This is a genomic window from Tritonibacter scottomollicae (genome assembly GCF_032924845.1).
Classification (GTDB): Bacteria; Pseudomonadota; Alphaproteobacteria; order Rhodobacterales; family Rhodobacteraceae; genus Epibacterium; species Epibacterium scottomollicae.
The window spans coordinates 4,015,093-4,041,121 of record NZ_CP136704.1; the positions used below are offsets into that span (position 1 = coordinate 4,015,093).

28 protein-coding genes are annotated in these 26,029 nt (G+C 64.4%); 8 read left to right on the forward strand and 20 right to left on the reverse strand.

Features of this window, described 5'->3' with window-relative positions; translation table 11 throughout:
• Positions 1-250: 250 nt before the first annotated feature.
• From eda to pgi, 4 genes are read right to left on the reverse strand one after another with little or no spacing between them, the layout of a single operon-like run.
• A complete protein-coding gene (gene eda / locus R1T40_RS19850; protein WP_106163871.1) occupies positions 251-901 on the reverse strand; it encodes a bifunctional 4-hydroxy-2-oxoglutarate aldolase/2-dehydro-3-deoxy-phosphogluconate aldolase in 651 nt (216 codons plus the stop codon).
• A gap of 3 nt (positions 902-904) precedes the next feature.
• Positions 905-2,716, reverse strand: coding sequence for a phosphogluconate dehydratase (gene edd, locus R1T40_RS19855; protein WP_317385375.1), 1,812 nt, complete (start codon positions 2,714-2,716; stop codon positions 905-907).
• Between the two features lie 47 nt (positions 2,717-2,763).
• Complete coding sequence (gene zwf, locus R1T40_RS19860) at positions 2,764-4,215, reverse strand: glucose-6-phosphate dehydrogenase (protein ID WP_106163869.1); 1,452 nt, start codon at positions 4,213-4,215, stop codon at positions 2,764-2,766.
• A gap of 30 nt (positions 4,216-4,245) precedes the next feature.
• Positions 4,246-5,856, reverse strand: a complete 1,611-nt coding sequence (pgi, locus tag R1T40_RS19865) for a glucose-6-phosphate isomerase (protein ID WP_317385376.1) — start codon at positions 5,854-5,856, stop codon at positions 4,246-4,248.
• A gap of 359 nt (positions 5,857-6,215) precedes the next feature.
• Here pgi and R1T40_RS19870 point away from each other — a divergent pair, with 359 nt between their 5' ends.
• Positions 6,216-6,347 (forward strand): hypothetical protein, encoded by a 132-nt coding sequence (locus R1T40_RS19870; RefSeq protein ID WP_317385377.1) that lies wholly within the window; start codon positions 6,216-6,218, stop codon positions 6,345-6,347.
• A 136-nt stretch (positions 6,348-6,483) separates the two neighbouring features.
• Here R1T40_RS19870 and ureG read toward each other — a convergent pair whose 3' ends face one another.
• From ureG to R1T40_RS19920, 10 genes are all read right to left on the reverse strand, one after another.
• Positions 6,484-7,125: an urease accessory protein UreG gene (gene ureG, locus R1T40_RS19875; RefSeq protein WP_317385378.1), complete on the reverse strand. Its 642-nt coding sequence runs from the start codon at positions 7,123-7,125 to the stop codon at positions 6,484-6,486.
• Positions 7,122-7,766 (reverse strand): urease accessory protein UreF, encoded by a 645-nt coding sequence (locus R1T40_RS19880; RefSeq protein WP_317387009.1) that lies wholly within the window; start codon positions 7,764-7,766, stop codon positions 7,122-7,124. The genes ureG and R1T40_RS19880 overlap by 4 nt, the downstream gene beginning before the upstream one ends.
• Before the next feature lies 1 nt (position 7,767).
• On the reverse strand, positions 7,768-8,298 hold the full coding sequence (ureE, locus tag R1T40_RS19885; RefSeq protein WP_317385379.1) for an urease accessory protein UreE: 531 nt from the start codon (positions 8,296-8,298) through the stop codon (positions 7,768-7,770).
• Positions 8,299-8,347: 49 nt separating this feature from the next.
• Positions 8,348-8,575 (reverse strand): DUF1127 domain-containing protein, encoded by a 228-nt coding sequence (locus R1T40_RS19890; RefSeq protein ID WP_317385380.1) that lies wholly within the window; start codon positions 8,573-8,575, stop codon positions 8,348-8,350.
• 138 nt (positions 8,576-8,713) lie between these two features.
• The gene (locus tag R1T40_RS19895) at positions 8,714-9,328 is read right to left on the reverse strand and encodes a hypothetical protein (RefSeq protein ID WP_317385381.1); all 615 of its coding nucleotides are present in this window, start codon (positions 9,326-9,328) and stop codon (positions 8,714-8,716) included.
• Positions 9,329-9,361: 33 nt separating this feature from the next.
• Positions 9,362-11,074, reverse strand: a complete 1,713-nt coding sequence (ureC, locus tag R1T40_RS19900; protein ID WP_317385382.1) for an urease subunit alpha — start codon at positions 11,072-11,074, stop codon at positions 9,362-9,364.
• A 367-nt stretch (positions 11,075-11,441) separates the two neighbouring features.
• Positions 11,442-11,747 carry an urease subunit beta gene (locus R1T40_RS19905; RefSeq protein ID WP_317385383.1) on the reverse strand — a complete coding sequence of 102 codons (306 nt, stop codon included), beginning with the start codon at positions 11,745-11,747 and terminating at the stop codon, positions 11,442-11,444.
• Positions 11,744-11,911, reverse strand: a complete 168-nt coding sequence (locus tag R1T40_RS19910; RefSeq protein ID WP_317385384.1) for a hypothetical protein — start codon at positions 11,909-11,911, stop codon at positions 11,744-11,746. Before R1T40_RS19910 ends, R1T40_RS19905 begins: the two co-directional genes overlap by 4 nt.
• 25 nt (positions 11,912-11,936) lie before the next feature.
• Positions 11,937-12,239 (reverse strand): urease subunit gamma, encoded by a 303-nt coding sequence (locus tag R1T40_RS19915; protein WP_106163859.1) that lies wholly within the window; start codon positions 12,237-12,239, stop codon positions 11,937-11,939.
• Between the two features lie 4 nt (positions 12,240-12,243).
• A complete protein-coding gene (locus tag R1T40_RS19920) occupies positions 12,244-13,038 on the reverse strand; it encodes an urease accessory protein UreD (protein WP_317385385.1) in 795 nt (264 codons plus the stop codon).
• 468 nt (positions 13,039-13,506) lie between these two features.
• Here R1T40_RS19920 and R1T40_RS19925 point away from each other — a divergent pair, with 468 nt between their 5' ends.
• Entirely contained in the window at positions 13,507-14,619 is a 1,113-nt protein-coding gene (locus tag R1T40_RS19925; protein WP_317385386.1) for a CaiB/BaiF CoA transferase family protein, read from the forward strand.
• 7 nt (positions 14,620-14,626) lie between these two features.
• Here the strand turns inward: R1T40_RS19925 and R1T40_RS19930 are convergent, their stop codons facing one another.
• Positions 14,627-15,427, reverse strand: a complete 801-nt coding sequence (locus R1T40_RS19930) for a helix-turn-helix transcriptional regulator (RefSeq protein WP_317385387.1) — start codon at positions 15,425-15,427, stop codon at positions 14,627-14,629.
• A gap of 128 nt (positions 15,428-15,555) precedes the next feature.
• Between R1T40_RS19930 and R1T40_RS19935 the strand changes: the two genes are divergently transcribed.
• The gene (locus R1T40_RS19935; protein WP_317385388.1) at positions 15,556-17,544 is read left to right on the forward strand and encodes a CocE/NonD family hydrolase; all 1,989 of its coding nucleotides are present in this window, start codon (positions 15,556-15,558) and stop codon (positions 17,542-17,544) included.
• An 83-nt stretch (positions 17,545-17,627) separates the two neighbouring features.
• Here R1T40_RS19935 and R1T40_RS19940 read toward each other — a convergent pair whose 3' ends face one another.
• The 4 genes from R1T40_RS19940 to apbC form a co-directional block, all read right to left on the reverse strand.
• The gene (locus R1T40_RS19940; RefSeq protein ID WP_317385389.1) at positions 17,628-18,176 is read right to left on the reverse strand and encodes a hypothetical protein; all 549 of its coding nucleotides are present in this window, start codon (positions 18,174-18,176) and stop codon (positions 17,628-17,630) included.
• Positions 18,177-18,332: 156 nt separating this feature from the next.
• Positions 18,333-18,812 (reverse strand): DUF6505 family protein, encoded by a 480-nt coding sequence (locus R1T40_RS19945; protein WP_106163854.1) that lies wholly within the window; start codon positions 18,810-18,812, stop codon positions 18,333-18,335.
• Positions 18,813-18,827: 15 nt separating this feature from the next.
• Positions 18,828-19,532 (reverse strand): biotin/lipoate--protein ligase family protein, encoded by a 705-nt coding sequence (locus tag R1T40_RS19950; RefSeq protein WP_317385390.1) that lies wholly within the window; start codon positions 19,530-19,532, stop codon positions 18,828-18,830.
• Positions 19,529-20,599: an iron-sulfur cluster carrier protein ApbC gene (apbC, locus tag R1T40_RS19955; RefSeq protein ID WP_317385391.1), complete on the reverse strand. Its 1,071-nt coding sequence runs from the start codon at positions 20,597-20,599 to the stop codon at positions 19,529-19,531. The genes R1T40_RS19950 and apbC overlap by 4 nt, the downstream gene beginning before the upstream one ends.
• Before the next feature lie 92 nt (positions 20,600-20,691).
• Here apbC and R1T40_RS19960 point away from each other — a divergent pair, with 92 nt between their 5' ends.
• On the forward strand, positions 20,692-21,462 hold the full coding sequence (locus R1T40_RS19960) for a hypothetical protein (RefSeq protein WP_317385392.1): 771 nt from the start codon (positions 20,692-20,694) through the stop codon (positions 21,460-21,462).
• An 18-nt stretch (positions 21,463-21,480) separates the two neighbouring features.
• On the opposite strand, the gene R1T40_RS19965 is transcribed toward R1T40_RS19960, so the two are convergent.
• The gene (locus tag R1T40_RS19965) at positions 21,481-23,439 is read right to left on the reverse strand and encodes a 4Fe-4S binding protein (protein ID WP_317385393.1); all 1,959 of its coding nucleotides are present in this window, start codon (positions 23,437-23,439) and stop codon (positions 21,481-21,483) included.
• 368 nt (positions 23,440-23,807) lie between these two features.
• Between R1T40_RS19965 and R1T40_RS19970 the strand changes: the two genes are divergently transcribed.
• From R1T40_RS19970 to R1T40_RS19985, 4 genes are all read left to right on the forward strand, one after another.
• Complete coding sequence (locus tag R1T40_RS19970) at positions 23,808-24,341, forward strand: DUF3305 domain-containing protein (RefSeq protein ID WP_165798126.1); 534 nt, start codon at positions 23,808-23,810, stop codon at positions 24,339-24,341.
• Positions 24,338-25,009 carry a DUF3306 domain-containing protein gene (locus R1T40_RS19975; RefSeq protein WP_317385394.1) on the forward strand — a complete coding sequence of 224 codons (672 nt, stop codon included), beginning with the start codon at positions 24,338-24,340 and terminating at the stop codon, positions 25,007-25,009. The genes R1T40_RS19970 and R1T40_RS19975 overlap by 4 nt, the downstream gene beginning before the upstream one ends.
• Complete coding sequence (locus R1T40_RS19980) at positions 25,006-25,644, forward strand: TorD/DmsD family molecular chaperone (protein WP_394805004.1); 639 nt, start codon at positions 25,006-25,008, stop codon at positions 25,642-25,644. Before R1T40_RS19975 ends, R1T40_RS19980 begins: the two co-directional genes overlap by 4 nt.
• 111 nt (positions 25,645-25,755) lie before the next feature.
• Entirely contained in the window at positions 25,756-25,944 is a 189-nt protein-coding gene (locus R1T40_RS19985) for a twin-arginine translocation signal domain-containing protein (RefSeq protein WP_317385395.1), read from the forward strand.
• The last annotated feature ends 85 nt before the right edge of the window (positions 25,945-26,029 follow it).

Here is a 26,029-nt window from a genome sequence, read left to right on the forward strand (position 1 = left end):
GTGCCGATGGCAGTTTGCGTCGTTGGTCAGCCGCCTGGCGGCAATCTCCGGGATGCAAATGGAAACGTGGTCCAAGCCTGTCAGTCCGCGTCGTTGTTGCCGTATCGGCGCGGGATAGTGTGGCAGTGAATGATGCGGCACCTGCGCGACAAATGACAAAACGCCCGCTCTCGGTACAGAGAGCGGGCGTTTCAGAGCTGTATGCAGGCGGCGATCCTTGGCCCGCCGTCAGACGGGCGTCAGTCGGCTATCAGCCCCGCGGCAGCTGGCTGGCTTCACGGGCTAGTTCCTCGATGGCCTTCCAGTCCCCGGCCTCGACCAGCTTTGCGGGTGCAACCCAGCTGCCGCCAGCGCAGACCACATTCGATAGGCTCAGGTAGCTGTCGGCGTTTTGCGGGCTGACACCGCCGGTGGGGCAGAAAGAGATCTGCGGTAGCGGCGCGCCGATGGCTTTTAGTGCCGGAGCGCCACCGGAAGCCTCGGCGGGGAAGAACTTCAGCATGTCATAGCCCCGCTCCAGCAGCGCCATGGCCTCAGATGCGGTGGCAGCGCCCGGCAGCATCGGCAGATCGGCGGCCAGTGCGGCATCCAGCAACAGCGGAGTGGAGCCGGGCGAGACGCCGAACTTGGCACCCGCCGCCACGGCGGCGCTCACGTCGGCAGGGGTCACCAGCGTACCGGCGCCGACCACACCGCCCTCAACCTGCGCCATCTCGCGGATCACGTCGAGTGCTGCGGGCGTGCGCAGGGTCACCTCCAGAGCGGGCAGGCCACCGGCGACCAGCGCCTCGGCGAGGGGGCGGGCGTGGGCGACATCATGCACCACCAGGACGGGGACGATGGGGGCCAGCGCACAGATCTCGCGCGCCAGTTTGCTGGCGTCTTGCGGGGTAAGGGCCATGGGTCAGACTCCAAATACGGTTGCGCCGGTGTCGGCGGAGGTGACGGAATTGCGGAACAGGGCGAAGAGTTCGCGGCCCGTTCCGTGCTGATAGGACGACAGATCGGCGGTGACCGCGGGGCGGTCCAGAACGCCTTCGGTCAGCACCTGCAGATCGCCGGTGAGGGCATCCACCCGCACCACATCGCCATCTTGCAGTTTGGCGATGGGGCCGCCGTCGAGCGCCTCGGGAACCACATGGATCGCCGAGGGCACCTTGCCGGAGGCGCCGGACATGCGCCCGTCGGTGACCAGCGCCACCTTCTGGCCGCGGCCCTGCATGATCGACAGGAAGGGCGTCATGGAGTGCAGCTCGGGCATGCCATTGGCCTTGGGGCCCTGGAAGCGGACCACGATGACCACGTCGCCGTCGTTGAGTTCGCCCGCCTTGAATGCGGCCTTGGCCTCATCCTGATCGTGAAAGACCCGCACCGGGGCTTCGACCACGCGGTGTTCCTCGGCGACGGCGGAGATCTTCATCACCCCGGTGCCGAGGTTGCCGCTGAGACGCGACAGCCCGCCGGTGGGCTGAAACGGATCGGAGGCCGGGCGGACGATCTTGTCATTCAGCGTCTCGGTGCTGCCCTTGCGCCAGGTGAGGGCGCCCGCGTCGAGGAAGGGCTCCATCAGATAGGCGCCGAGACCTTCGCCGGCGACGGTCTTGGTATCGGGATGCAGATAGCCCGCGTCCAGCAGCTGACCGATCATGTAGCCCAGACCGCCTGCGGCGTGGAAGTGGTTCACATCCGCCAGCCCGTTGGGATAGACCCGCGCAATCAGCGGCACCACGTCGGAGATTTCGGAGAAATCCTGCCAGTCGAGGATAATCCCGCCCGCGCGCGCCATGGCGATCAGGTGGATCAGCAGGTTGGTGGAACCGCCGGTGGCCATCAGCCCGACCATGCCGTTCACGAAAGCCTTCTCATCCAGGATGTCGCAGGTCGGCGTGTAGTCATTGCCAAGCGCCGAGAGCGACAGCGCGCGTTTCGCGCCTTCGCGGGTCAGCGCATCGCGCAGCTCGGTGCCGGGATTGATGAAGGAGGAGCCGGGCAGGTGCAGGCCCATGAACTCCATCAGCATCTGGTTGGTGTTGGCGGTGCCATAAAACGTACAGGTGCCGGGGCCGTGATAGGCGGCCATTTCGGCCTTCAACAGCTCGTCGCGGCCAATCTCGCCCTTGGCGAATTTCTGGCGGATCTGGGCCTTTTCATCGTTCGAGAGGCCGGAGGTCATCGGCCCGGCGGGCAGGAACACTGCGGGCAGATGGCCAAAGGCCTGCGCGCCGATCACCAGACCCGGCACGATCTTGTCGCAGACCCCGAGGAAGACGGCGGCGTCAAAGACGTTGTGGCTGAGGGCGATGCCGACCGACATGGCTATGCTGTCGCGGGAGAAGAGCGACAGCTCCATACCCGCCTCGCCCTGGGTGATCCCGTCGCACATGGCCGGAACGCCGCCCGCCACCTGCGCGGTGCCGCCCGCCTCGCGCACGGCTTCGCGGATCAGCATCGGGTAGGTCTCAAACGGCTGATGGGCCGAGAGCATGTCGTTATAGGCCGTGACGATACCGAGGTGACCGCCGCTGCCGGTGGCCAGCGTGTCCTGATCCTCGCCCGTGGCGGCATAGGCATGGGCCTGACCAGAGCAGCTGAGGTGCGCGCGTGCGGGGCCTTTGGAGGCGGCGGCGCGCATCCGGGCCAGATAGGCCTCGCGGGTGGGGCGGCTGCGTTCAATAATCCGGTCGGTGACGGCGGCGAGTGTAGCGTGGAGCGACATTGGCGTGCCTCCTTATGGTGTCGAAACGGGATGGGTCAAAGCTGAGGTCATGCGCCGATGGGACGCCAGCGGCGGCCATCGCGATGCAGGAGCAGGAGCGCGTCTTCGGGTCCGGAGCCGCCCTGATCGTAGGGTTGCGGCGCGCGGGTGGAATTGTCCCAGGCCCCGACGATGGGATCGGCCCAGGCCCAGGCGGCCTCGACCTCGTCGCCGCGCATGAACAGGGTCTGGTTGCCGCGGATCACATCCATGATCAGCCGCTCATAAGCGTCCTGTGGGCGCCCCGCCTCGGGCAGGCTGTCGGCAAAGGTCATGTCCAGATCCGCCGAGGTCAGGCGCATGCCACCGGGGCCGGGATCCTTGATGGTGGTCTTGAGCGTGATGCCCTCGTCCGGCTGCAGGCGAATTACCAGCATGTTGCCGTCGATGGCGTTGTCCTCGCCAAAGATGTTGTGCGGCGGCTTGCGGAAGTAGACCGCGATCTCCGACACCCGCTCGCGCAGGCATTTGCCGGTGCGCAGATAAAACGGCGTGCCCGCCCACCGCCAGTTGGCCACCTCGACCTTCATCGCGACAAAGCTCTCGGTGCGGCTGGCGGCATCACCCGCATGATCGCGGTAGCTGTCGTCGCCCGCCTTGGCGCGGTACTGGCCGCGCACGATATTGTCCATCGGCGTGGCCTCGAGGCTTTCGATGACCTTGAGTTTTTCGTTGCGCACGGCGTTGGGTTCAAAGGTCGAGGGCGGCTCCATCGCGGTCAGGCACAGAAGCTGCATCAGGTGGTTCTGCACCATGTCCCGCATCGCGCCGGATTTGTCGTAGTACTCACCACGCCCCGCCACCGAGATGCTTTCGGAGACGGTGATCTGCACATGGTCGATGTGATGCGAGTTCCACTGCGGTTCAAACAGCGAGTTGGCAAAGCGCAGCGCCATCAGGTTCTGCACCGTCTCCTTGCCCAGGTAATGATCGATCCGGTAGATCTGGCTTTCCTCGAAATGCTCGCGCAGGGCGGCATTCAGCGCCTGCGCCGAGGCGAGGTCATGTCCAAAGGGTTTTTCCACCACGATGCGGCTGTCGTCATCGGCAACACCTGTGGCCTTCAGCCGTCCGGCGATGTCACCAAACAGCGAGGGCGCCACTGAAAGGTAGAAGGCCCGCACCACGCCGTCGCGCAGCTTTGCGCCGAGGTCGGACCAGCCGCCATCGCCCTTGGCATCCACCGAGGCATAGTCCAGCAGCGCCAGAAACCGTTCCACATCCGGCTCCGCATCGGCGGGGATGTCGCCGAATTCCTTCAGCGCGTCGCCCACGAGGGTCTGGAATTCGCCCTGATCCATCTTGGAGCGTGAGGCCCCGATGATGCGGCTGGCCTCGTCGAACTGGCCGATCTGGAAACGGTGGAACAGGCTGGGCAGGATCTTGCGCCGTGCCAGGTCGCCGGTGGCGCCGAACAGGACAAAGTCGAAACTGTCTACGGGGATGACGCGGGATACCATGAATGTCGTCCTCTTGGTTGGCGGGTGGGCTCAGGTCGCGAGCTTTGCAAGCAGGCCGCGGGTGGAGGCGTCCTTGGCCGAGGCATCTTCGCCCTCGACCATGGGCAGCAGGCGGGTGGCCAGCTCCTTGCCCAGTTCGACGCCCCATTGGTCAAAGGAGTTGATGCCCCAGATCGCGCCTTCGGTGAACACACGGTGTTCATATAGCGCAACGATCTGGCCAAACACGAATGGCGTGAGTTTCGGGTAGGCGAGGGTGATCGAGGGGCGGTTGCCGGGGAAGGACAGATGACCTGCCATCCGTTCCGCCTCGGCACCGGTAAAGCCACGGCCTTCGGCGATGCTGTGGGCCTCCTCATAGGAGCGACCCAGCATCAGGGCCTCGGATTGGGCGAGGCAATTGGCTTTCAGGAGGTTGTGCTGATGGGCCAGATCCGGCTCGTGGCCGGTGGCGGCGATGAGGAACTCGGTGGGCACGACCTGGGTGCCCTGATGCAGCAGCTGATAGAACGCATGCTGGCCGTTGGTGCCCGGCTCGCCCCAGACCACCGGGCCGGAGGCGCGGGGCAGCGGGGCGCCGTCGAGGTCAACGGATTTGCCGTTTGATTCCATGTCGAGCTGTTGCAGATAGGCGGGCAGGCGCGCCAATCGCTGATCATAGGGCAGCATCGCGCGCGAGCCATAGCCGCAGATGTTGTTGTGCCAGATGCCGATAAGGCCGAGCAGGGCGGGCAGGTTCTCCGCCAGCGGTGCGGCGCGGAAATGGGCGTCCATCGCCGCCGCGCCATCGAGGAATGCGCGGAAGTTCTCCGGCCCCACGGCGATCATGATCGGCAGGCCGATCGGCCCCCAGAGGGAATAGCGCCCGCCGACCCAATCGGCAAAGCCAAACACCCGGGCGTCGGGGATGCCCATGGCGGCGGTCTTGTCCATCGCGGTGGAGACGGCGGCAAGATGGCCGGAGACATCCTCGCCCAGGCTGGCCTGCAGCCAGGTGATCGCGGTCTGCGCGTTGGTCATCGTCTCGATGGTGGTGAAGGTCTTGGAGGCGATCACGATCAGCGTGGTTTCTGGGTTCAGGCCCGCCAGCACGTCATGGATATGGGCGCCATCCACGTTGGAGACAAAATGACAGGCCGGGCCGTCATGATAAGGCGCCAGCGCCAGCGTTGCCATCACCGGACCCAGATCGGAGCCGCCGATGCCGATGTTGACCACATCTGTGAAGGCCACGCAGGATTTGGTGCTGTAGCTGCCATCGCGCAGGGCGGTGGCAAAGCCGCCCATGCGGGTCAGCACCTCGTGAATGCCGGGCACCACGTTTTCACCGTCCACCTCGATCACCGCATCGGCGGGGGCGCGCAGGGCGGTGTGCAGCACCGCGCGGCCCTCGGTGGTGTTGATCTTTGCGCCCGACATCATCGCGTCGATCTTGCCTTGCAGGTCGCAGCGATGCGCCAGCTCTAGCAACAGGTCGCGGGCAGTGCCATCCAGGGCGGTCTTGGAGTAGTCCATCAACAGCCCGTCCGCCTCGGCCGAGAAGCCGGCGAAGCGCTGCGCGTCCTGATCGAACAGGGCGGCCAGCGGGGTGTCTTTGGTGGTGGCGCGGTGGTCGGCGAGTGTCTGCCAGATATCGCTCATCGGATCAGCTCCTCAGGGGTCTCGTTGGGGGTCCGCGCGACGCGGCACGGCGCGAGAGATCCAGTCTCGCGGCCTATATGCCAAGTTAGCGCTAACAATTCCAGTTCTAATTCTCAAATTTCATATCAATGTCGCAAAGGGTTTGGTGTTGAAAGGGATTGCTGTTGTCCTGCCCTTGTTCGACCGCTGCCCTGACGCGTGCGTCGGTCCCCTGTATGGCACGGAGCGGAAAACGGACCAAGGTGGATCAGAGATTTTTACGCCCTTGTGTGAAGCGGTTCATATTTCCGGCGTAGATCCGCTGCTAGCGTAAAATCAATGGGGCACATTCCCAGTCCCGATTGCCGGAGGGTACGGATATGATTCAACACATTAAAACAATTTCTTTGGCCGCCCTTGTTGCAGGCGTCTCTCTGACGAAGGTCTATGCCGAGGGCATTCACTGCGCCTCCGGAACCTCTGCTGATTATGCCATGGTTCGCAGCGACTGACGCTCGGGGGCGCAGCGTTTTGGCAGCCGGACATCTGAATACAAAGACGACACCTCATGTGCCCGACGGTCTGATGGCCTCGGGTACACTCATGTTTGGGCCCATTGGGAGAGGGCCGTCAGCGCAGCGCCTGTGTTCAATTGCGCTCGGTCAGAGCGGCGGGTGAGTCGAGACCGCCGATCTCGCACAGGTGCCGGATCACCTCCTTCGCCCCCTCGCCATGACGCATGGCGGCAAAGACAAAGGGCAGCCCCCGGCGCATGCGGGTGGCATCGCGTTCCATCACCTCGAGGGACGCGCCAACGTGGGGCGCAAGATCGGTCTTGTTGATGATCAGCAGGTCGGAGCGCGTGATGGCGGGGCCACCCTTGCGCGGGATTTCCTCGCCAGCCGCCACGTCGATCACATAGAGCGTCACATCCGCCAGTTCCGGTGAGAACGTGGCCGACAGATTGTCGCCGCCCGACTCGATGAGCACAATCTCGATCTCCGGGTGGCGGTTTTGCATTTCCGCCACGGCGGCAAGATTGATCGAGGCATCCTCGCGAATTGCGGTGTGGGGGCAGCCGCCGGTCTCCACCCCGATCACCCGGTCTTGCGGCAGGATCTGCTGGCGCATCAGCGCCTCCGCATCTTCCTGCGTGTAGATGTCATTGGTGATGACGCCGATGGAGTGGTGATCCTTTAGTGCGCGGGCGAGTTGCGCGGTGAGCGTGGTCTTGCCAGCGCCGACCGGGCCGCCGATGCCCACGCGCAGGGGGCCGTTTGGTGTGCTCATGAGCGAAAGATCCTCGAATATTGGGTTTCGTGGCGCATGGAGGCGATATCGGCGGCAAAGCTTGCCCCGAACAGGTCGTCGCGCGTCGCGATCAGGGCAGATGCCGCGGTGTCCTGCAGCAAGGGCGTGAGCGCAGCGAGGCGATGTTGTGCCTCCTGCTGACCAAGCGCCAGCAGGCGTTGGCCCGCCGCGATGAGATTGGACACAAAAGCCTGCAGATACATCTGCAACGTGGGCTCCAGCAGAATGTCGTGCAATTGCGCCGCGCGGCCCACCGCCACCGGGTAGGTGAGCGCGGGGAGGGCGTCGCCCCAGATCCCGGCGGTGGTCCGGCAGAAGGCATTTCCCTGCAGGTCGGTTTCGCGCAGGCGCTCCGCCGAGGGGCAGAAGGCGCGTGCGACTTCGTCGATCTCTGCCAGCTCTTCGCCCGTTTGCGCCCGCCAGGCGCAGGCCAGAAGAACCGCATCCGATTGCGCGCCGCCATGGCAAAGCAGATCAGCAAGCCAGTCGCTCAGCCCTGCACCATCTTGGACGTGCCCGTCGGCAACGGCGGTTTCCAGCCCGTGGGAATAGGCAAAGGCCCCCACCGGATAGGCCGGAGAGAGCCATTGCATCAGCAGAAGCGTCGCCGTGCCGCTCATCTCAGTGCTCGTGGCTGTGGTCATGCGTGTGGTCATGATCGTGCGCATGAGAATGGCCGCCATCGTGGTGGGTATGGCCGTGTTCATGTGCATGGGTGCGCCCGTGACCATAGGCGCCGCCCTCGGGGGTGAAGGGTTCCTCGACCGGGCGGCAGGTGGCGCCCAGATGATCCAGCATGGCGCGGATCACGTGGTCGCGCTGGATCAGAAGGCGGTTGTCCTCGATCTGGCAGGGGGTGTGGCGATTGCCGATATGCCAGGCAATGCGTGGCAGGTGACCATCGGTCACTTCCAGAAGCGGTTCCGGGGCTGCGACCACACGCACCTCGCCGCCATCCTCCAGCAGCAATACGCCACCGTGGTCGAGCGAGGTTGTCTGTGGAAGGTCCACCAGCAGCCGCGCTCCGCTTGCGCAGGTCAGGACCTTGCGGCGCAGAAAGCGGGCGTCATAGTCGAGCACGACGCTGTCGCACGGGCTCGGGTCATGGGCGTGGCCATGGTAGCGGCGGGCGGTCAGCCGGGGGGCGCTCATGTGCGGCCCCCCAGGCGGATATTTTCAGTACCATCGAGCGCGCGGTGGCTCAGATATACATGATGTCGCCAAAGACGTGTTTCACCACATCGTCGCGTTTCATGCCGCGCTGTGCCAGCTCTTCGTCCGACAGCGCCATCAGCGTGCGCGCACGGTTCACGCGGTGGTTCGATTCCGCGATGTGCACCAGACCGTTGCCGATGGCGCGGAAGAAACCGGCGATCAGTGCCAGCGGATTGAAGGTGTTGTTTGCTTGTGCGTTCGTTGCGTATGCCATTGGGAATTGCTCCTGTGTTCAAGACTGTGGCTCCCGTGGCTTCAACATAGCTGCGTTGCAGCAAATAGGTTAGTAGTTCTGACGCATTCCCGTCATGCGTCAAAGGCAAGGCTGTTGAGGTTGCTGAAAAAACTCGCATTATTTCAATGCCCTGATGGTTTGATAGTCATAAATATCCTCGCCGCCGTCATACGCTACGCTGGCAAGGTAAGAGATCCCGAGGTCCGGCAGGAAATGAAGCATTTCGATCTCTTCTCCGGTGTCGGTGGTGTAACGCATCTGGATGGGAATCATCGGATAGGCACAGTCGCCATAGCTTTTTTCCTCCTTCGGCATGACCGTATAGACCTGCGTTTCACTGCCAAGGTCACCGCTGAAGTTATGAGCAACGGTAAAGGTCCATTCGGTGCCGGGTGAGGTCTCGAGGTCAGGTAGCGGGAGTTGGGACGGGGCAACCGGGAAACTGTAGACGCCCCGGCTGTCGGGAGTGATGTCGCCGTTTTCCAGATCCACCAGCTCCAGCACATACAGACCCTGCGCCAGCATTGCCCGAGTGCCGTTCTCTGGATCGCCCTCATAGGCGTAAAAGCTTTCGATCAGGCCAGGGCGTTTCTGGCGAAAGATCTCGATGTCGATCCCGTTGACATCAAAGGCGATACCTCCGGTGGTCAGATCTGCGGCAACGGGACAGGTCTCTGCCCACAGCGGCAGGGGCAGCATCAGCGATGCGACAAGGGCGGGCAGGCGGGACATGGGCAGGCTCCTCTAGTTAAATGCGTCGTCACCTTAAAACAGGAAATATCTCTGGGCCATCGGCAGCTCTGCCGCCGGTTGGCAGGTCAGCAGTTCGCCGTCGGCGCGCACCTCGTAGGTCTCCGGATGCACTTCTATATGCGGTGTCGCGTCATTGAGCTTCAGCGCCGATTTACCAATGCCGCGCGTGCCCTTCACCGCCAGTGTCTGTTTCGCCAGCCCCAGCGATTTGCCGATGCCCGCGGCCTGCGCGGCCTCGGAGACGAAGGTCACGGCGGAGTGTTCGACCGAGCGGCCATAGGCGCCCCACATGGGCCGTGAGTAGACCGGCTGCGGTGTCGGAATTGAGGCGTTGGGGTCACCCATCTGGGCGCAGACAATGCTGCCGCCCATCAGCACCATTTCCGGCTTCACGCCAAAGAACGCTGGGTTCCACAGCACCAGATCGGCGCGTTTGCCGACCTCGATCGATCCGATCTCATGGGCGATGCCATGGGCGATGGCCGGGTTGATGGTGTATTTCGCCACATAGCGACGGACGCGAAAGTTGTCGTTCTCGCCGGTTTCATCGCTCAGTCGTCCGCGTTGTTTCTTCATCTTGTCGGCGGTCTGCCAGGTGCGGATGATCACCTCGCCAACGCGCCCCATGGCCTGGCTGTCCGATGCGATGATCGAAAACGCGCCCATGTCGTGCAGGATGTCCTCGGCCGCGATGGTTTCGCGCCGGATGCGGCTTTCGGCAAAGGCCACGTCCTCGGGGATCGACTTGTCCAGATGGTGACAGACCATCAGCATGTCGAGGTGTTCTTCCAGCGTGTTGACCGTGAAGGGCCGGGTCGGGTTGGTCGAGGACGGCAGCACGTGTTCCTCGCCGCAGATCTTGATGATGTCCGGCGCATGGCCGCCGCCCGCGCCCTCGGTGTGAAAGGCGTGGATGGTGCGGCCTTTCATAGCCTTGACGGTGTGCTCGACAAAGCCGCTCTCGTTCAATGTATCGGTGTGGATCATCACCTGCACATCCATCGCGTCGGCAACGCTCAGGCAGCAGTCGATGGCGGCAGGGGTGGTGCCCCAATCCTCGTGCAGTTTCAGCGCACAGGCCCCGGCGTTGACCTGTTCTTCCAGCGCAGCGGGCAGGGAGGCATTGCCCTTGCCCGCAAACGCGAGGTTCATGGGAAAGGCATCTGCGGCCTGCATCATGCGACCAAGGTGCCAGGCACCGGGGGTACAGGTGGTGGCCAAAGTGCCATGGGCCGGCCCGGTGCCGCCGCCCAGCATGGTGGTGAGGCCAGAGTGTAGCGCGTCCTCGATCTGTTGTGGGCAGATATAATGGATATGGCTGTCAAAGCCGCCCGCCGTGAGGATACGACCCTCGCCCGCAATCACCTCGGTGCCGGGGCCGACGATGATGTCGACACCCGGTTGCGTGTCGGGGTTGCCTGCCTTGCCGAGGGCGGCAATGCGACCATCCCGCAGGCCGACATCCGCCTTGTAGATCCCGGTCCAATCAAGGATCAGCGCATTGGTGATGACGGTATCCACAGCCCCCGCGGCGCGTGTTGCCTGAGACTGTCCCATGCCGTCACGGATCACCTTGCCGCCGCCGAATTTCACTTCCTCGCCATAGGGCCCGGTGAGGTCGCGCTCCACCTCAACGATCAGATCAGTATCGGCCAGGCGCACACGGTCTCCGGTGGTGGGGCCATACATGGCGGCATAATCGGCGCGGGATATTTTGGCGGGCATGACCTAACCTTATGATAATGTTATATGATACTTTGTGTTCGTCAGTGGCTGACATGTGCTTGTTTCGGCAGGTGCCGGTGACGACACTGTTTCTTGCGATCAACAAAGCGAGGCATCGTCTTGTCGAGCGTCGCGTTTTGGCGTCCGATCACCGGCCATTTCATTTCGATCCTTGCGCGTCTTGACCAATGGCGTGGCTGGTGGTGATCCGCCCGGACGACAGGCAGGGCCGCGCCCGCCCCCCCCCCGGGGGGGGGCGTTGGCACCGTTGAGGCAGGCGAGATCGGTGCTCCGGGGGGTGAGGGCGCAGTCCTGATAGATGGCAGCAGCGCCCACCCAGGCTCGGTCGCGGCCCTCAGCATCTCCATCACAAATCCCCCATCACCTGCTGGTTGAAGCCATAGACCCGGCGCGCCCCGGAGATCGGGATCAGCTGCACTTCGCGGCGCTGACCGGGTTCGAACCGCACGGCGGTTCCAGCGGCGATGTGCAGACGCAGGCCGTGGGCCGCCGCCCGGTCAAAGTCCAGCGCCGGGTTGGTTTCGGCAAAGTGATAGTGGCTGCCCACCTGCACCGGCCGGTCGCCGGTGTTGGCAACCATCACCGTGATCACCTCGGCGTCGGCGTTCAGGACCAGATCACCGGGGGCCGGGAACATCTCGCCGGGGATCATTTGCGCCCTCGCAACAGTTTGATGCAGCCCACCACGATCACCGCAACCACGGCGAGGGCGATCCAGACCTCCGCCCCATGCGGATGGATATGCGCGCCGCCATGGGCCAATGCCGGTCCGGCAGCGATCATCAGGGCGAGTGTCAGGGCGGGCAGGTGTTTCATAGGTTTGGGTCTCCGGATTATACTGTCAGCGAATGGGATTGTGGACGGTCACCAGCTTGGTGCCATCGGGAAAGGTGGCCTCGACCTGCACCTCGTGGATCATCTCGGGCACGCCCGCCATGCAGTGATCGCGGGTGATAACCTCGGCGCCCGCCTGCATCATTTCTGCCACCGAGCGGCCATCGCGGGCGCCTTCGACCACCGCGTCGGTGATCAGCGCGATCGCCTCCGGGTGGTTGAGCTTGACGCCGCGCGCCAGCCGTTTGCGGGCCACCTCGGCGGCCATGGCGACCAGCAGTTTGTCTTTCTCTCTCGGGGTCAGGTTCATCGCGTCAAAGTCTCCAGCAGCGCGGCAGACCGCCATTGGTCAGCCGGTCGAGAATGGGCAGAAGGCTCTGGCGCAGGACAAAGCTGTCGGTCGCCAGAAGCCTGAGGTGAAGAAGGTCGGCGGCCAGCAGGGAAGCGCCCCCAAGGGCGGTGCCGCCAGCGGGCAGGGCGCTGCGGATCCAGTCCAGCGCCGCCTCGGCCTCCGGTGCGGCCAGAACCAATGTGGCCATCGCGCCGCAAGGGGCCGAGAGGACTCCGGCAAGACCAGGGCGGGCCATCTGGGCTGCAATGTCGCCGTGCAAGCGGATCGCGTCATGATAGACCCGCCGACCGGCCCGAAAGATCTCGATACGATCGTAAAACTGCGCTGCGGTCAGCTGCTCTCCCATGGCGGCGCGGCCCAGCACGAGGGGCTCCACCAGCAACAACCGCGCATCGGCGGCCAGATCCGCGCGCAAGGACCGACGATAGCTGCTGGTCTGAAACAGGATCGTCTCCTGCGGCAGCCAATTCAATCGTGCGCCACCTGCAACATCAAGCGTGGTGATCATCTCGCCGGTCTGATCCGGCTGCGCGCGGTAGACGCGTTCTGCAGCCTGTGTGGTCAGGGTGAGTTGACTGTCCGCACCAGCGGTCGCCGCAACGGAAAAGCGGTCGCCGCCGGTGATGCCGCCAGCGGTATTGACCATCACCGCCTCCACCGGCGGACGGCCCTGCGGGAACAGCAGTTTCAGCGCGCCGGATTGGCGCAGCCCATCCAGTGCGATGCACCCATCGGCGCGGCGCTTGGATGACACCATCGCACGACCCACAGCGCGCGGCTGATCCGCCGTCGCCAATGCGGCCTGCTGCGCGCCCTGCGTGCTGATATGAGCGATGTGAGTAATCGCGCGCCTCCTCCGGTGTGGCGGCCCGCGCATGCTGCGCCGAGGCCCAAACTCCGTGACTGTTTTTTCCCAGTCTGGTTGCGAAACTGCCATTTAAGTCCGCAAACTTGTGATGTGGGGGCGGGCGTGTGGCGCATTTTGCGGCGATTTGCGCAAAGCCTGCTTAAGAATTAAGCATCCGAAGAGTCTGGCAATGCTCGCGCGGCCCTCTCCAAGCCATGCGGCGCTGCAATGACATGCATGCGTGTTCGGATGGCACCGAGAGAGGCTGCGTTTGGCGCGGCCTCGGCCCTTATGTCGCGTGCGGCAAGGCTTGGCCTTTGGTGTCGGTGTCGGCTATGCAAGGCAAAACAAGTGTTTAACATGCAAAGGATGGCGCTCATGACCCCGCTTCAAGGCCTCAAGGTGGTGGAACTCGCCCGTATTCTCGCCGGTCCCTGGATCGGGCAGGCGCTGGCGGATCTGGGTGCCGATGTGGTGAAGGTGGAAAGCCCGGAGGGCGATGACACCCGCCGCTGGGGGCCGCCCTTCATCGAGCGTGATGGCGACAGCACCGCCGCATATTATTATGCCGCGAACCGGGGCAAAAGCTGCGTGACGGCTGATTTCCGCACCCCTGAGGGGCAGGCGAAGGTGCGCGCGCTGGTGCAGGATGCCGATATCCTGATCGAGAATTTCAAGGTGGGCGGGCTGGCAAAATACGGCCTGGACTACGCCAACCTACAGGAGATCAATCCGAGACTGATCTATTGTTCGGTCACGGGGTTCGGTCAGGACGGACCTTATGCAACGCGGGCGGGCTATGATTTCCTGTTGCAGGGCATGTCGGGGCTGATGTCGGTCACCGGGGCCGCAGAGGGCGAGCCGCAGAAAGTGGGTGTGGCGATCACCGATGTGGTCACCGGGCTTTATGGCAGCATCGGCATTCTGGCCGCGGTGGAGCAGCGCCATCGCACCGGGCGTGGGCAGCATATCGATATGTCGCTCTTGGATTGCGCCACGGCGATGCTGGCGAACCAGAACATGAACTACCTCGCGACGGGGGAGAGCCCCAGCCGCATGGGCAATGAACACCCCAACATCGCGCCCTATCAGGTGATGGCGGTGCGCGATGGCCATGTGATCCTTGCGGTGGGCAATGACGGGCAGTTCACCCGGCTTTGCGATGTGCTGAACCTCGGTTCAATGAAGGGCGATCCGCGCTTTGCGACCAATCAGCTGCGGGTGGCCAACCGGGGCGACCTGACGCCGGTTTTGGCGGCGGCGCTGGCGCAGTGGGGCCAAGCGGATTTGCTGGCCGCGCTGGAACAGGCCACGGTGCCGGCCGGGCCGATCAACACCATTGGTCAGGCTTTTGAGGACGCGCAGATCCAGCATCGCGGCATGCAGATCGCCCCCGAAGGCGTGCCCGGCGTGCGCGGCCCATGGGTGTTCTCGGATGCGGAGCTGGCGCTGGAGCGCTCCGCGCCGGTATTGCCGCGCGACGCAGGCTAGGTGCAGGTCAACTGGGCGGAAAGACGTCCGGGGCGAGGGTCAGTGGCGTGTCCGCTCCCAGCAGGCGGCGAATCTTCGGGTCCAACCGCGGGCTGTCCTGCGCCAGCGTGCCGGTGGCCGCCAGGGCGGCGCGGGCGGTGATCTTCTCCTCCAGCCGAAGCCAGACGGTGCGGGCGGAGAACGGACGACGGCTGGCCCCGGCAGACACCCCAAGCACCAGTCCCTGTAGGTAGGAGATCTGATGCGGATGCTCCGGCATCAGGATCGTCTCCGAAATCGCGCCAAGATCGTTGCGCGGTGCTTCACACAGGCAGATGCGCCCGCCGCGCAGGGCGACCAGACCCTGATATACACTGCGCTGCTTTATGCTGCCATCAGCAGCGCGGGCGCGTTCGAACGTGTGGCTGACCACATGGCCGTCCTGTTCCTTCAAGTGGATGAGCGAACGCAGCACCTGACCGGGCCAGGTCGGGGTACGGTAATACCCGTGATAGCTGCCGAGGAAACGGCGCAGGTGCCGCGCCTGATCGGCAAAGCCACGGCCCAAATGGGTCAGCGGGGCGGGCAGGTTGGGGGCTGCGACGGGCCTACGGGCGGCGGCAAAGCGCGCAGGGTCCGCAAACAGATCCGCCTCCGCCACCGCGAAGTGACGGGCGATGCGGCGCAGGTTGTGGGCGGAGGGCAGCCCCGCGCCCGACAGGTAGCGGTTGAACTGCTGCCGGTTGAGGCCGATCTCGCGGCAGACCTGCGCGATGGAGGGCGCCTCGGCACAGAGGAACCGGAGGTTCTGGCTGAATGCGGTGCTCATAGCATGCCCTTTCGCGATGTGACGCGAGTATGCGTAAAGATACGTGCAATCGCGTACAAGCGCGCAGTTTCACCTTACGTTGATTTGGCGCAGGGTCCGGGCCAAAGACGCAAGAGCAGGAGGCCGGCATGTCCGACCAATATCAGATCACCGAGACCGAGCACCTCTGGATACCACTGCCCGATGGCCGCCGTCTGGCGGCGCGGATGTGGTTGCCGGAGGGCACGGGGCCGTTTCCCGCGATCCTTGAATACCTGCCTTACCGCAAACGCGACGGTACCGCGCCGCGTGATGGCACCACGCATCCGGTGTTCGCCGCCCAGGGCTATGCTTGCGTGCGGGTGGATATCGCAGGCTCCGGCGATAGCGACGGACGGTTCGACGATGAGTATTCCGAACAGGAATTGTCCGATGGCGAAGCGGTGCTGGACTGGATCGCGTCGCAGCACTGGTCCAGCGGCAAGGTCGGGATGATCGGCATTTCCTGGGGCGGTTTCAACGGCTTGCAGATGGCCTATCGGCGCCCCGAGGCACTAAAGGCGGTGGTCTCCGTGGCCTCCACCGTGGATCGTTACGCCGATGACATCCACTACATGGGCGGCTGCCTGCTGAGTGACAACACAAACTGGGCGAGCCAGATGTTCGCCTATATGACCCGCCCGCTGGACCCGGTTTTGCGCCCCGACTGGTGCAGCGAATGGCTGGGACGGATCGAGGATCTGCCGTTCATGGCGGCGGATTGGCTGCGGCATCCGACGCGGGACGGGTTCTGGAAACACGGCTCCATCTGCGAGGACTGGTCGGCGATCACAGCGCCGGTGCTGGCGATTACTGGCTGGGCCGATGCCTATGTGAACGCGCCCCCGGCGATTGCGGCAAAGATGACCGGCGCACCCGCCAAGGCCTTGATGGGTCCGTGGGAGCATCGCTATGCGCATATCTCGCAAATTGAGGCCGCGGATTTCCATGGCGAGGTGCTGCGCTGGTTTGATCAGTACCTGAAGGGCGAGGAGGCCGGGGCGGACAGCCTGCCGGACTATCGCGTCTTCATGCAGGAATTCACCCCGCCAAGCCCGAAGAATGTGCCCCAGAATGGCCGCTGGGTGGCGGAGGAGGTCTGGCCCTCACCGAGCGTTTCCGAGGTTGTCTGGCCGCTGGCCGAAGAGGGGTTTGCGCCGGATCCGCAGGCGGGCACGGCGCGGGTCAAGAGCCCCGCGACAGTGGGGCAGGCGGGCGGCTATTTCTGCCCCGGCATCCGCATCGACAACGAACGCCCGGACGGTCAGACGGTGGATGATGCGGCATCGACCTGCTTTGACAGCACGCCCCTGCTGGCGCCGATGGAGCTGTTGGGCCGCCCCCGTGTGCGGCTGTCCTTCAGCGTTGATCGGCCGGTGGCGCAGGTGGTGGCGCGGCTCTGTGACGTGGCGCCCTCGGGGCAATCGCAGCGGATCACCTATCGTCCCCGCAACCTGTGCCACGATGACAGTCACGAGGTCGCAACGCGACTGGAGCCGGGCAAGCGCTACGAGGTGGAGTTCGAGCTGAACGAATGCGCCCATCGTCTGCTGGCAGGGCATCAGCTGCGGCTGGCGCTATCCACCTCCTACTGGCCCATCGTCTGGCCCGCGCCGGAGGCGGCGGAGATCACCCTGCATCTGGAGGGCTGCGCGCTGGTGCTGCCGGAACGCCGGGTGGACACAGAGATCGCCCCGCAAGCGCCAGCCCCAGCGCGGGATTATCCGACCTATCAGGCGGAGGTGCTGGAGGCCCCCTGGGGCGAGGCGGAAACGCGGGTGGAGGCCGATGGCACGCAGGTGCTGGAGAGCTTTGACAGCTATGGCGCGGCGCGCAACGCCAGCCACGGCCAGTTGGTCGGCAGCAATGTGCGCATGCGCTATGCGATCCACCCCGATGACCCGGCCACAGCACAGTTCGACTGCAATTGGGTGTTCGAATTCGCGCGCGACGACTGGGCGGTGCGGATCGAGACGGACAGCCGCATGACCTGTGACCGCGAAACATTCTACCTTTGGCGCGGGATCAAGGCCTATGAGGGCGAAGAGCTCGTGCTGACCCGCGAGTGGCAGGAGGAAATCCCGCGCGGGTGCCACTGAGGCCGGCGGCGGGATTGTGAATAAGGGGGGCGGTCAACCCGCGCCCCTCGGCTGTACCCCTTCGGAATATCAGGTTCGGAGCGTCAGGACTGGGGCAGCGCGCCTGGGTCGAACTGGCACATCTCGCCCGCCTTGGCGAGCGCCTGATCCAGCCCGTCAAGCGAGAAGCCACCGTAGAGCCAGGTTTCGCCCTCGGCGGCGCGCTCTACCGCAAAGCCGAAATCGCTCTGGGCTGACAGCATGGCATCGAGAACTTCGGGAATGAAACCGGGCGTCATGCTTGCGCCATAGGTGAAGCCGGGGCCGGTGTAAAAGAACATCTCGTCGCCGAACCAGACTTGTTCGTCATCGATATAGAGCGTGACAAAATCTTCCGACTCGTCCCAGGGTGGGTCGACCTCGTCCGGGGTGTAGGGCGTATAGATATAGTCAAACGTTGCGTTGAGGCCTTTGTTCTGGAAGGTGAATTCAAGATAGCCGGAGGTGTCGCGCGCCGATGATACGGTATAGACGTGGCAGGTGTTGCCCTTGTAGACAGCGGCCCAGTTGCCCGCTTCGGTAAAGAGATTTGCCGCATTGCCCAACCCCGCAACGCAACACAGGGCCAAAGCCCCAAATGTAGTTTTCAGCATATTTGATACCCTGTTGAATGTCTGGTTCGCGCCACGATATGACGCAATCCATGCAGGAATCTTAATGCGAGATGTGGGGTCGTGCCAGCCCTGCCGTCCCCCTATTGCATGTTCTTTCCTCGCCTGTGCCGCGTCTGGGTTGGCAAGGTTCATCCGTCAGCTTTCAGGGGTGGCGTGGATGGCGAATTGCTCCAGCCCTGCCGACTGTGCCTCGATCACACGAAAGCTCTCGCGCACCCCGGCATCCGTCAGCTCGCGCGCGACGGTCAGCAGCGTGTTGGGCGCGTGATCCTCGCACAATTCCGCCATGTGATCGAGCTCGGCCTCGGCCACCGGTCGTGCAGTCGCCAGATCGGGAGCGCCGTAGAGGGTGACGAAATGCGCGGCGAGTTGTTCGATCAGGGCAGCAGCCTCATCGCTCTCGACCTGGGTGACGGCGACAAAGGTCACGCGCCCTCCGGTTTCCAGACCCATCCAGCCGTTGGCAAAGGCCTGGCGCTGTTTGCCGACCAGATCGCCTTCGCTCCAGTTGGAGAATTCAAAGCCGCCGGAGATGCACCACTCGCCGGTGCGGGCAGGGCTGGCAAAGACGTTCATGTCGCTTTCGTCAAAGTGGATGGCACGGGCCAGTTTCATGTCGTCTCTCTCCTGTCAGTCCCGCACCAACACGGTGGTCAGCGGGATCAGGTGGGTCGTTGTGTCATCGCGCAGCAGCATGCCGAAATCTGCGTCCACGCCAAGGAATGTGCCGTTGAGGCCGGCCTGTTGCCGATCCTCGCCGATGCCATGGGCCAATCCCTGCCATTCCGCATGCAGCGCTTTCAGGTCGCCCTCGTCCCAGCGGTTGATCCAGTGCAGGCAATGGCGGGTCCAGCTCTCCAGCAGGCGCGGGGCGGTGACCTCGGCGCAGCCTTCGGCATAAAGCGCGGTCTGATCCGGCGTCTCGCCACCGTCGCCCTGAGGCCAGAGCGGCAGCTCCAGCGCGACCACTAGCCAGTCGGGTCGCGCGGCGGGATCATCGGTGCTGGCGGCAATGCGCAGGCTGCCGCAGCGGGCGCCGTTGATACGCAATCCGCCCTCCCAGTCCAGATGCACGGCCACCTCTGGCGGGGCCAGTGCGCCAAGGGCGTTCTGGAAACCGACGCCACAGGTGGGCAGCATCGCCATCGCCTGTGCCAGCGGCACCTCCGGCGCCAGCACCAGCGCCGCGCGCAGAGTGTCGGCGCCGAGGTCATACACCACCAGCCCTGCATCCACGCCCAACTCCGCCTTCTGGCGCGCCAGGTCAAAGGGATCCTGCCCCGGACCGGCAGCCTCGCCCGTCATCAGGGGCGGAAAGGTGACCTCCTCGCTCATGCGGCGCCGCGCTCCACCAGCCCTGCCGCGATGTCCTGAAACGCCTTGGCCTGCGGGCTGTCGGGCTTGGAGACCACGATCGGCGCGCCCCCGTCGGAGGCTAGACGCACGTCCAGATGCAGGGGCACTTCGGCCAGCAGCGGCACGTTCAGCTTTTCCGCCTCTGCAGCAACGCCGCCATGGCCGAAGATATGCTCCTCATGGCCGCAGTTGGAACAGATATGGGTCGACATGTTCTCGATCAGGCCGAGGATCGGCACGTTCAGCTTCTGGAACATGTCGATGCCCTTGCGCGCGTCGATCAGCGCCACGTCCTGCGGGGTGGAGACCACGATCGCGCCGTCCACCTCGGCCTTTTGCGCCAACGTCATCTGCACGTCGCCGGTGCCCGGTGGCAGGTCGACGATCAGCACGTCGAGCGCTCCCCATTGCACCTGCATCATCATCTGCTGCAGCGCGCCCATCAGCATCGGGCCACGCCAGACCACGGCCTGATCGTCATTGGTCATCAGGCCGATCGACATCATGGTGACGCCGTGGTTGCGCAGGGGCAGGATGGTTTTGCCATCGGGGCTGGCCGGGCGGCCCGAAACGCCGAGCATCCGCGGCTGCGAGGGGCCGTAGACATCCGCGTCCAACAATCCGACGCGACGGCCTGCCTGCGCCAAGGCACAGGCCAGGTTGGCGGAGACGGTGGATTTGCCGACTCCCCCTTTGCCGGAGGCCACGGCGATGATTTTTGCAACGCCGGGGATCTTCTGCGGGCCTTGGGGCTGTGCAGGTTTGCTGCCGGCCTTGAGATCCGGCGGCGGTGCCTTGGCGCTATGCGCGGTCATCAGGGCGGAGACTTTCTCCACCCCGGGTAAGTCGCTGACCAAGGCCTCGGCCTGATCGCGCAGTGGGGCGTAAGTATCTGATTTCGCGGGGTCGATTTCCATCACGAAGCGCACATTGGCATCTTCGAGTGTGAGGGCACGAACGATCCCGGCGGCAACAATGTCGCTGCCGCTTACGGGATCCTTGAGGGTCTTGAGGGCGTCGAGGACGGCGTCGCGGGTGATGGACACGCGGGGCTACTCCTTGGTTGGTCTGTTGAGGTCTTGCGGCTGCGCGGGGCAGGACGCTTGACGGATCTCTTGCGGGCTATCTAGCATGGCATATGGCTCGGGCGACAGGGATAAGCGGTCTGATCGGGGGCGCGCTGCTGGCAGTGCTGCCGGGCGGGCCGGACGGGATTGGAGCGCAGGAGGCGCGCAACCTGCGCCTTGCCGCGCCACAGGTCTTGGTCGACACTGGCCTGTTCGATTACATCCTGCCGCGATTTTCCCTGAAAACACAGGTGCGTGTGTCGCTGGTGGCCAGCGGTGCCCCGGTAGAGGCGGTGATCGCCCGCGACGGCGTGGCGGTTTTCGCCGACCAGAGCGGCAGCTGGCACCTGCAGGTGCTGGCACCGGATCATGCGGGCGCCGACCGTTTCGCCGACTGGCTGCTGTCGGAGGTCGGCCTGCGCACGGTGTTGAGCTTTGCGCCAGAGGGCGCGGCGCTGTTCCACGCCCCGGAGGTTGCGGCGGAGGCGGCCGAGGAGCAGGTCTTCGACGGCGATGCTGAAGCAGGGCAGGCGCTGTCGCTGCAGCACTGCGGACGGTGCCACGTGGTGTCGGAGCAGAACCGGATGAAGGCCATCGGCTCGACGCCGTCGTTCTCCGTACTGCGCGGTTTCGCCGACTGGGAGGATCGGTTCAGCGCGTTTTTTGTGCTGAAACCGCACGGTGCCTTCACCCAGATCGAAGACGTCACAGCGCCGTTTGATGCGGAGCGCCCGTCGCCCATCGTGCCGGTGGAGATGACACTGGACGAACTTGACAGCATCCTCGCCTATGTGGCGCTGATGGTGCCCGCCGACCTCGGCCCGCCGCTGCAGATGAAGTGACCTCATTGCGCCGCGCCCTCAGTGATCGCGGCGTTTGCTGAGGTAGTCCTCGGTGGTGCGCACGCGCGGACGCTCCTTGCCGGCAAAAGGCGAGTTTTGCTGATGGAACTGGGCGTTGACCCGGCAGTCATCACACATCTGGATCATCTTTGCGGCCTCGGGGTTGCCGAACATCGAGTGCTTTCCGGCCAGCTTCTCGGTGATCTTCTCGACCGTGGATTTGACGCCAAACAGGCTGCCGCATTCGATGCAGGCAAAGGGTTCTTCCTCGTGCAGCACCACCTGATCCAGCGCCGAGGCGGCGAGGTTGAGGCGCGGTTCATAGGTGATTGCATCCTCCGGGCAGACATTGGCGCAGAGGCCGCATTGCAGGCAGGCGTCCTCCTGAAAGCGCAGCTGCGGCAGGTCCGGATTGTCGCCAAGCGCGCCGGACGGGCAGAGCGACACGCAGGAGAGGCACAGGGTGCAGGCGTCCTGATTGACCAGAACAGCCCCGTAAGGCGCGCCTTCGGGCAGCGGCAGCTGAGTGTCCGCCGGTGTGAGGGCCAGCGCCGCCTGCCGGGTGATCTGACGGCGGGTGCCCATGGGACGCTGGGGTGTTTCGACAGGGGCGGGCAGGGTGCGCTCGGCATAAAGCTCATCGCAGAACGCTTCAGGCTCGCTCGCCTGCAGCATCCGGGCCGCGCCCGGAGCGATGGCATCGGCAAGCGCGATCTCCCGCATCTGCACCTCCATGTCGGTGCTGGGGCCGGGCAAGAGGGAGACGTCGAGGAACCCTGCGGCGCGGGCGGCGAGGATCTCGGCGTGACCAAAGGTGTTGAGCGCTTCGACCTCCAGCGGGATCATGGCGGCGGGCAGGCCACGTTCAAAACGGGCGGCCAGGCGGATCATCTCGGCGCCATGGGCGTCGACCACCAGCAGGCGCGGTTCGGTGCCCCCGGCGTCGAGGTAGGCCTTGGCGAGGGTCTGGATGCGGCGAAACAGGCTCTCGGCGGGCGGTGCATCATAGGTGATCGCGCCAGACGGGCAGAGCGAGGCGCAGGCACCACAGCCCGCGCAGATCATCGGGTCGATGGACACACTGTCACCATCGGGCAGGATCGCGCCGGTGGGGCAGACGTCCAGACAGCGCGTGCAGCCGGTTTGCCGGGCGCGAGAATGGGCGCAGAGCAGCGGCTCGGTTTTGACATAGAGCGGCTTTTCAAACGTGCCGACCAGCTGACTTGCGGCGAGAATGGCATCGGCGACTGCGGTGGGCGATTTGGGGTCCGCACGCAGATACCCCTCGCGTTTTTCCGGAGCCGGGAACAGGGGGTGGCCACCGCTGAGGTCGAGAATGATATCGCACTCCGACTGGCCGCCATCACGGGGGGGGCTCCAGGTCCAGTTGCGCCCGGTGACATCGAGCGATTGCAGCGCGTCGACCGTGATACGAAAGCCGCCAAGGGCGCCGCGCGCGCTGCGCAGCTGACCGCGGATTGCGTCGAAACCGCGCGACATTGGCGGCTCTTCCGTGTCGCTCAACAGCACCGTGACCCCAAGAATATCCTGCAATTTCGCCGCGGCGGGCAAAACCACATCAGCCGCGCCGAGAATGAGGCAGAGGCCTTCGCTGATCACATCCAGCGTCTTGGCCTGGGTGCCGCCCATCTGTGCTTCGGCGATCAGGGCGGACATTTTGGGTATCACCGCCCCCGGTTTTTCGGCCTCGGTGGACCAACCTGCCCGGTCCCGGAGGTCGAGAAAGAGGGGGGAGCCAGCGCCGGTTTCCTCGGCAAGTTCGGCGAAAAGTCGGGTTTCCTGGCCACAGCAAATAATTGTGTCAGGCTCGTGAAGAGCCGCCACCGCGGCCTCTGTTTCCCGGGTGCACAGGGCGGAATGGACCTTGGAACACGGCAGTCCTGTCGCGTCAGTCAATGCCTCCGGGTCGAGGGGTTGTGATCCGGAACAATCACACAATATCAAACGTTTGGTCATTGATTTCTCGCTCGCGGTCAGGCTGGCATTTGGCGCCGATTTTACGGTTTCGGCCCTCACCCTAGACATGTTTTCATCCGGTCGTAAACCACTGGTCGCACGGCGGGTGATGCGCGGCTCTGCATCGATAGGCGAGGTGATTCGCGCCGTCATCACAAAAACTGAATGCCTGATAAAAAAACTAGAATTAGACAATTCGTCCACTGTTGTCCGGGGTGGGCTAAACGGGCCGCCAAATTGTCCAGCGCTGATGAAAATACGGGCAGGAGATGCACTGTGTGCTTTTGCATGCAGCATGGTTTGCGGCAGTGTTGCGGGAACCAAGCCAAGGATGGGCCGTGGACCAGAACAGCTCAAAGATCGACGTGATGCCGCTGGGCGTCGTTATTCGGCGAACCCCCGGGGTGACGCCGTGGGCGCGTTGGGCGTGGACGGTCGTGGCCGTGCTGCCGGGGGCGGCGGATGCGGACTGGGCTCTGCTGCGCGAAGAGGATGGGGCGTGTGAGTTTCACGCGGCCACCTTGACGCTGGAATTGCACCGCGCCGATGCCGAGGCTTACATGCAGGGGCTGACCGCAAATCCGCCGAGCATCTACGTGGTGCTGCGCCCGGGGCCAAATGCGCGCCCGGAGGTGACGCTGGTGACCGCCTCGCCGTTTGAGGCGCAGGACTATGCCGACACTGGCGAGGATCAGGTCGAGAAGGTGGACATGCCCGCCGGGCTGGTGGCCTGGGTGCGGGATTTCACCCTCACGCATTTCAAGGAAGAAGAATTCAAGAAACGCCGGCGGGATCGCCAGCGGGTTGATCTTGAGGAAGATGGCGTTGGCGATGCGCGCATTCCGCAACTGACGGATGTTTATCGCGCGCCGGTCAAGGCCCGCAAGGAGCGCCTGCAATGAGTGCGCGGGATTTCTGGTCCCGCCGCCGCGCTGCGGTCGAGGCGGAGGCGGTCACGGAGGCGCGCGCTGTGGCGGAAGTCGAGGTCGCCGAGCGCGAGGCCGCACTGGCGGACCGTGATGAGGCGGAGCTGCTGGCCGAGCTGGACCTGCCTGACCCGGACACGCTGGGGGCGGGCGATGATTTCAAGGCCTTCCTGTCTGATGCGGTTCCGGCGCGGCTGAAGACCCGGGCGCTGCGTCGCTTGTGGCTGACCAACCCGGTGCTGGCCAATGTCGACGGGCTCTTGGATTACGGTGAGGATTTCACTGACGCGGCAATGGCGGTGGAGAACATCCAGACCGCCTATCAGGTCGGTAAGGGCATGACCGCCCATGTCGAGGAACTGGCGCGTCAGGCGGAGCTGAAAGCGGCGGCTGAGGCCGGCGATGTAGGGCAGACCGACCAAACCTCTCTCGAAGAGGATGACGGCGCGGAGGCGGACGCCGGGATGGCTGAGGCTGAGGACCAGGATGCGCCAGCGCTGCCAGAGCAGGCAGGCGATCTCGCGGATCTCCAGCATGAGGCGCAGCAACAGGTCAGCACGATTGGCTCTGAGGACGAGGTCTCTGGTGTGGCCCCTTCTCGGCGAATGCGCTTTGCGTTTGATGGGGCGGAGACAGAAACATGACGGAGGAGAGCCGGATGACAGAGGCAGCGTTGAGCGCGTCAGTAGAGCAGCCCATGGCACATGAAGAGGATCGCCTGCGCGCGGATCTCTACAATTACCTCGGGCTGATGCTGGCTTCCGCGCCGGACCAGATGCTGCTGGAGCAGACAGCTGGGCTGAGTGGCGACGATACCCCGCTGGGGCAGGCGATCACGCAGCTGTCGCGGGTGGCAAAACGCACCAAACCTGCCGGAGCGGAACGAGAGTTCAACGCGCTGTTCATCGGCCTTGGCCGGGGCGAACTGCTGCCCTACGCCAGCTACTATCTGACCGGGTTCCTCAATGAAAAACCGCTGGCGGCGCTGCGCAGTGACATGAGCGTTCGTGGCTTGAGCCGTGCGCCCAACAGCTTTGAGCCCGAAGACAACATCGCCTCCTTGATGGAGATGATGGGCGCAATGATCGTGGGGCGCTTTGGCGCTCCGGCCACGCTCGACGAACAAAAGACGTTCTTCAACAAACACATCGGTCCCTGGGCGACGCATTTCTTTGCCGACCTTGAGGGGGCAAAAAACTCGGTGCTCTATGCGTCGGTCGCCTCGGTTGGGCGTGCCTTCATGGAGATCGAGGCAGAGGCATTTCGCATGGGCGGCTGATTGGCCCCGGCGAAGTCCATTTATGACGCGCGTGGTGGGCACGCGCAGGGTGAGGCGGCCCGATCGCCTGAAGAGTTGGACCCGACAAGACCAAAGAGGAGGAGGATCCACATGTCACGGAAAGAGGATGGCGCAAGCCGCCGCGACTTTCTGAAACTGGCTGCAACCACCACGCCCGTAGCAGCGGTGGCGCTTGCAACCACCGGAGGCGAGGCCGAGGCCGCGACCCCGGACCTGTCATCGGACAAGATGCAGGATACCGCGCATACCCGCGCCTACTACGACAGCACCCGGTTCTGATCGGTTGCCATTCATGCCTGAGCCGACTGGTTGCGTGACGCCCGACTGAGCGAAGGTTTCTCAATGAACCCAGCGCGTTCCTGAC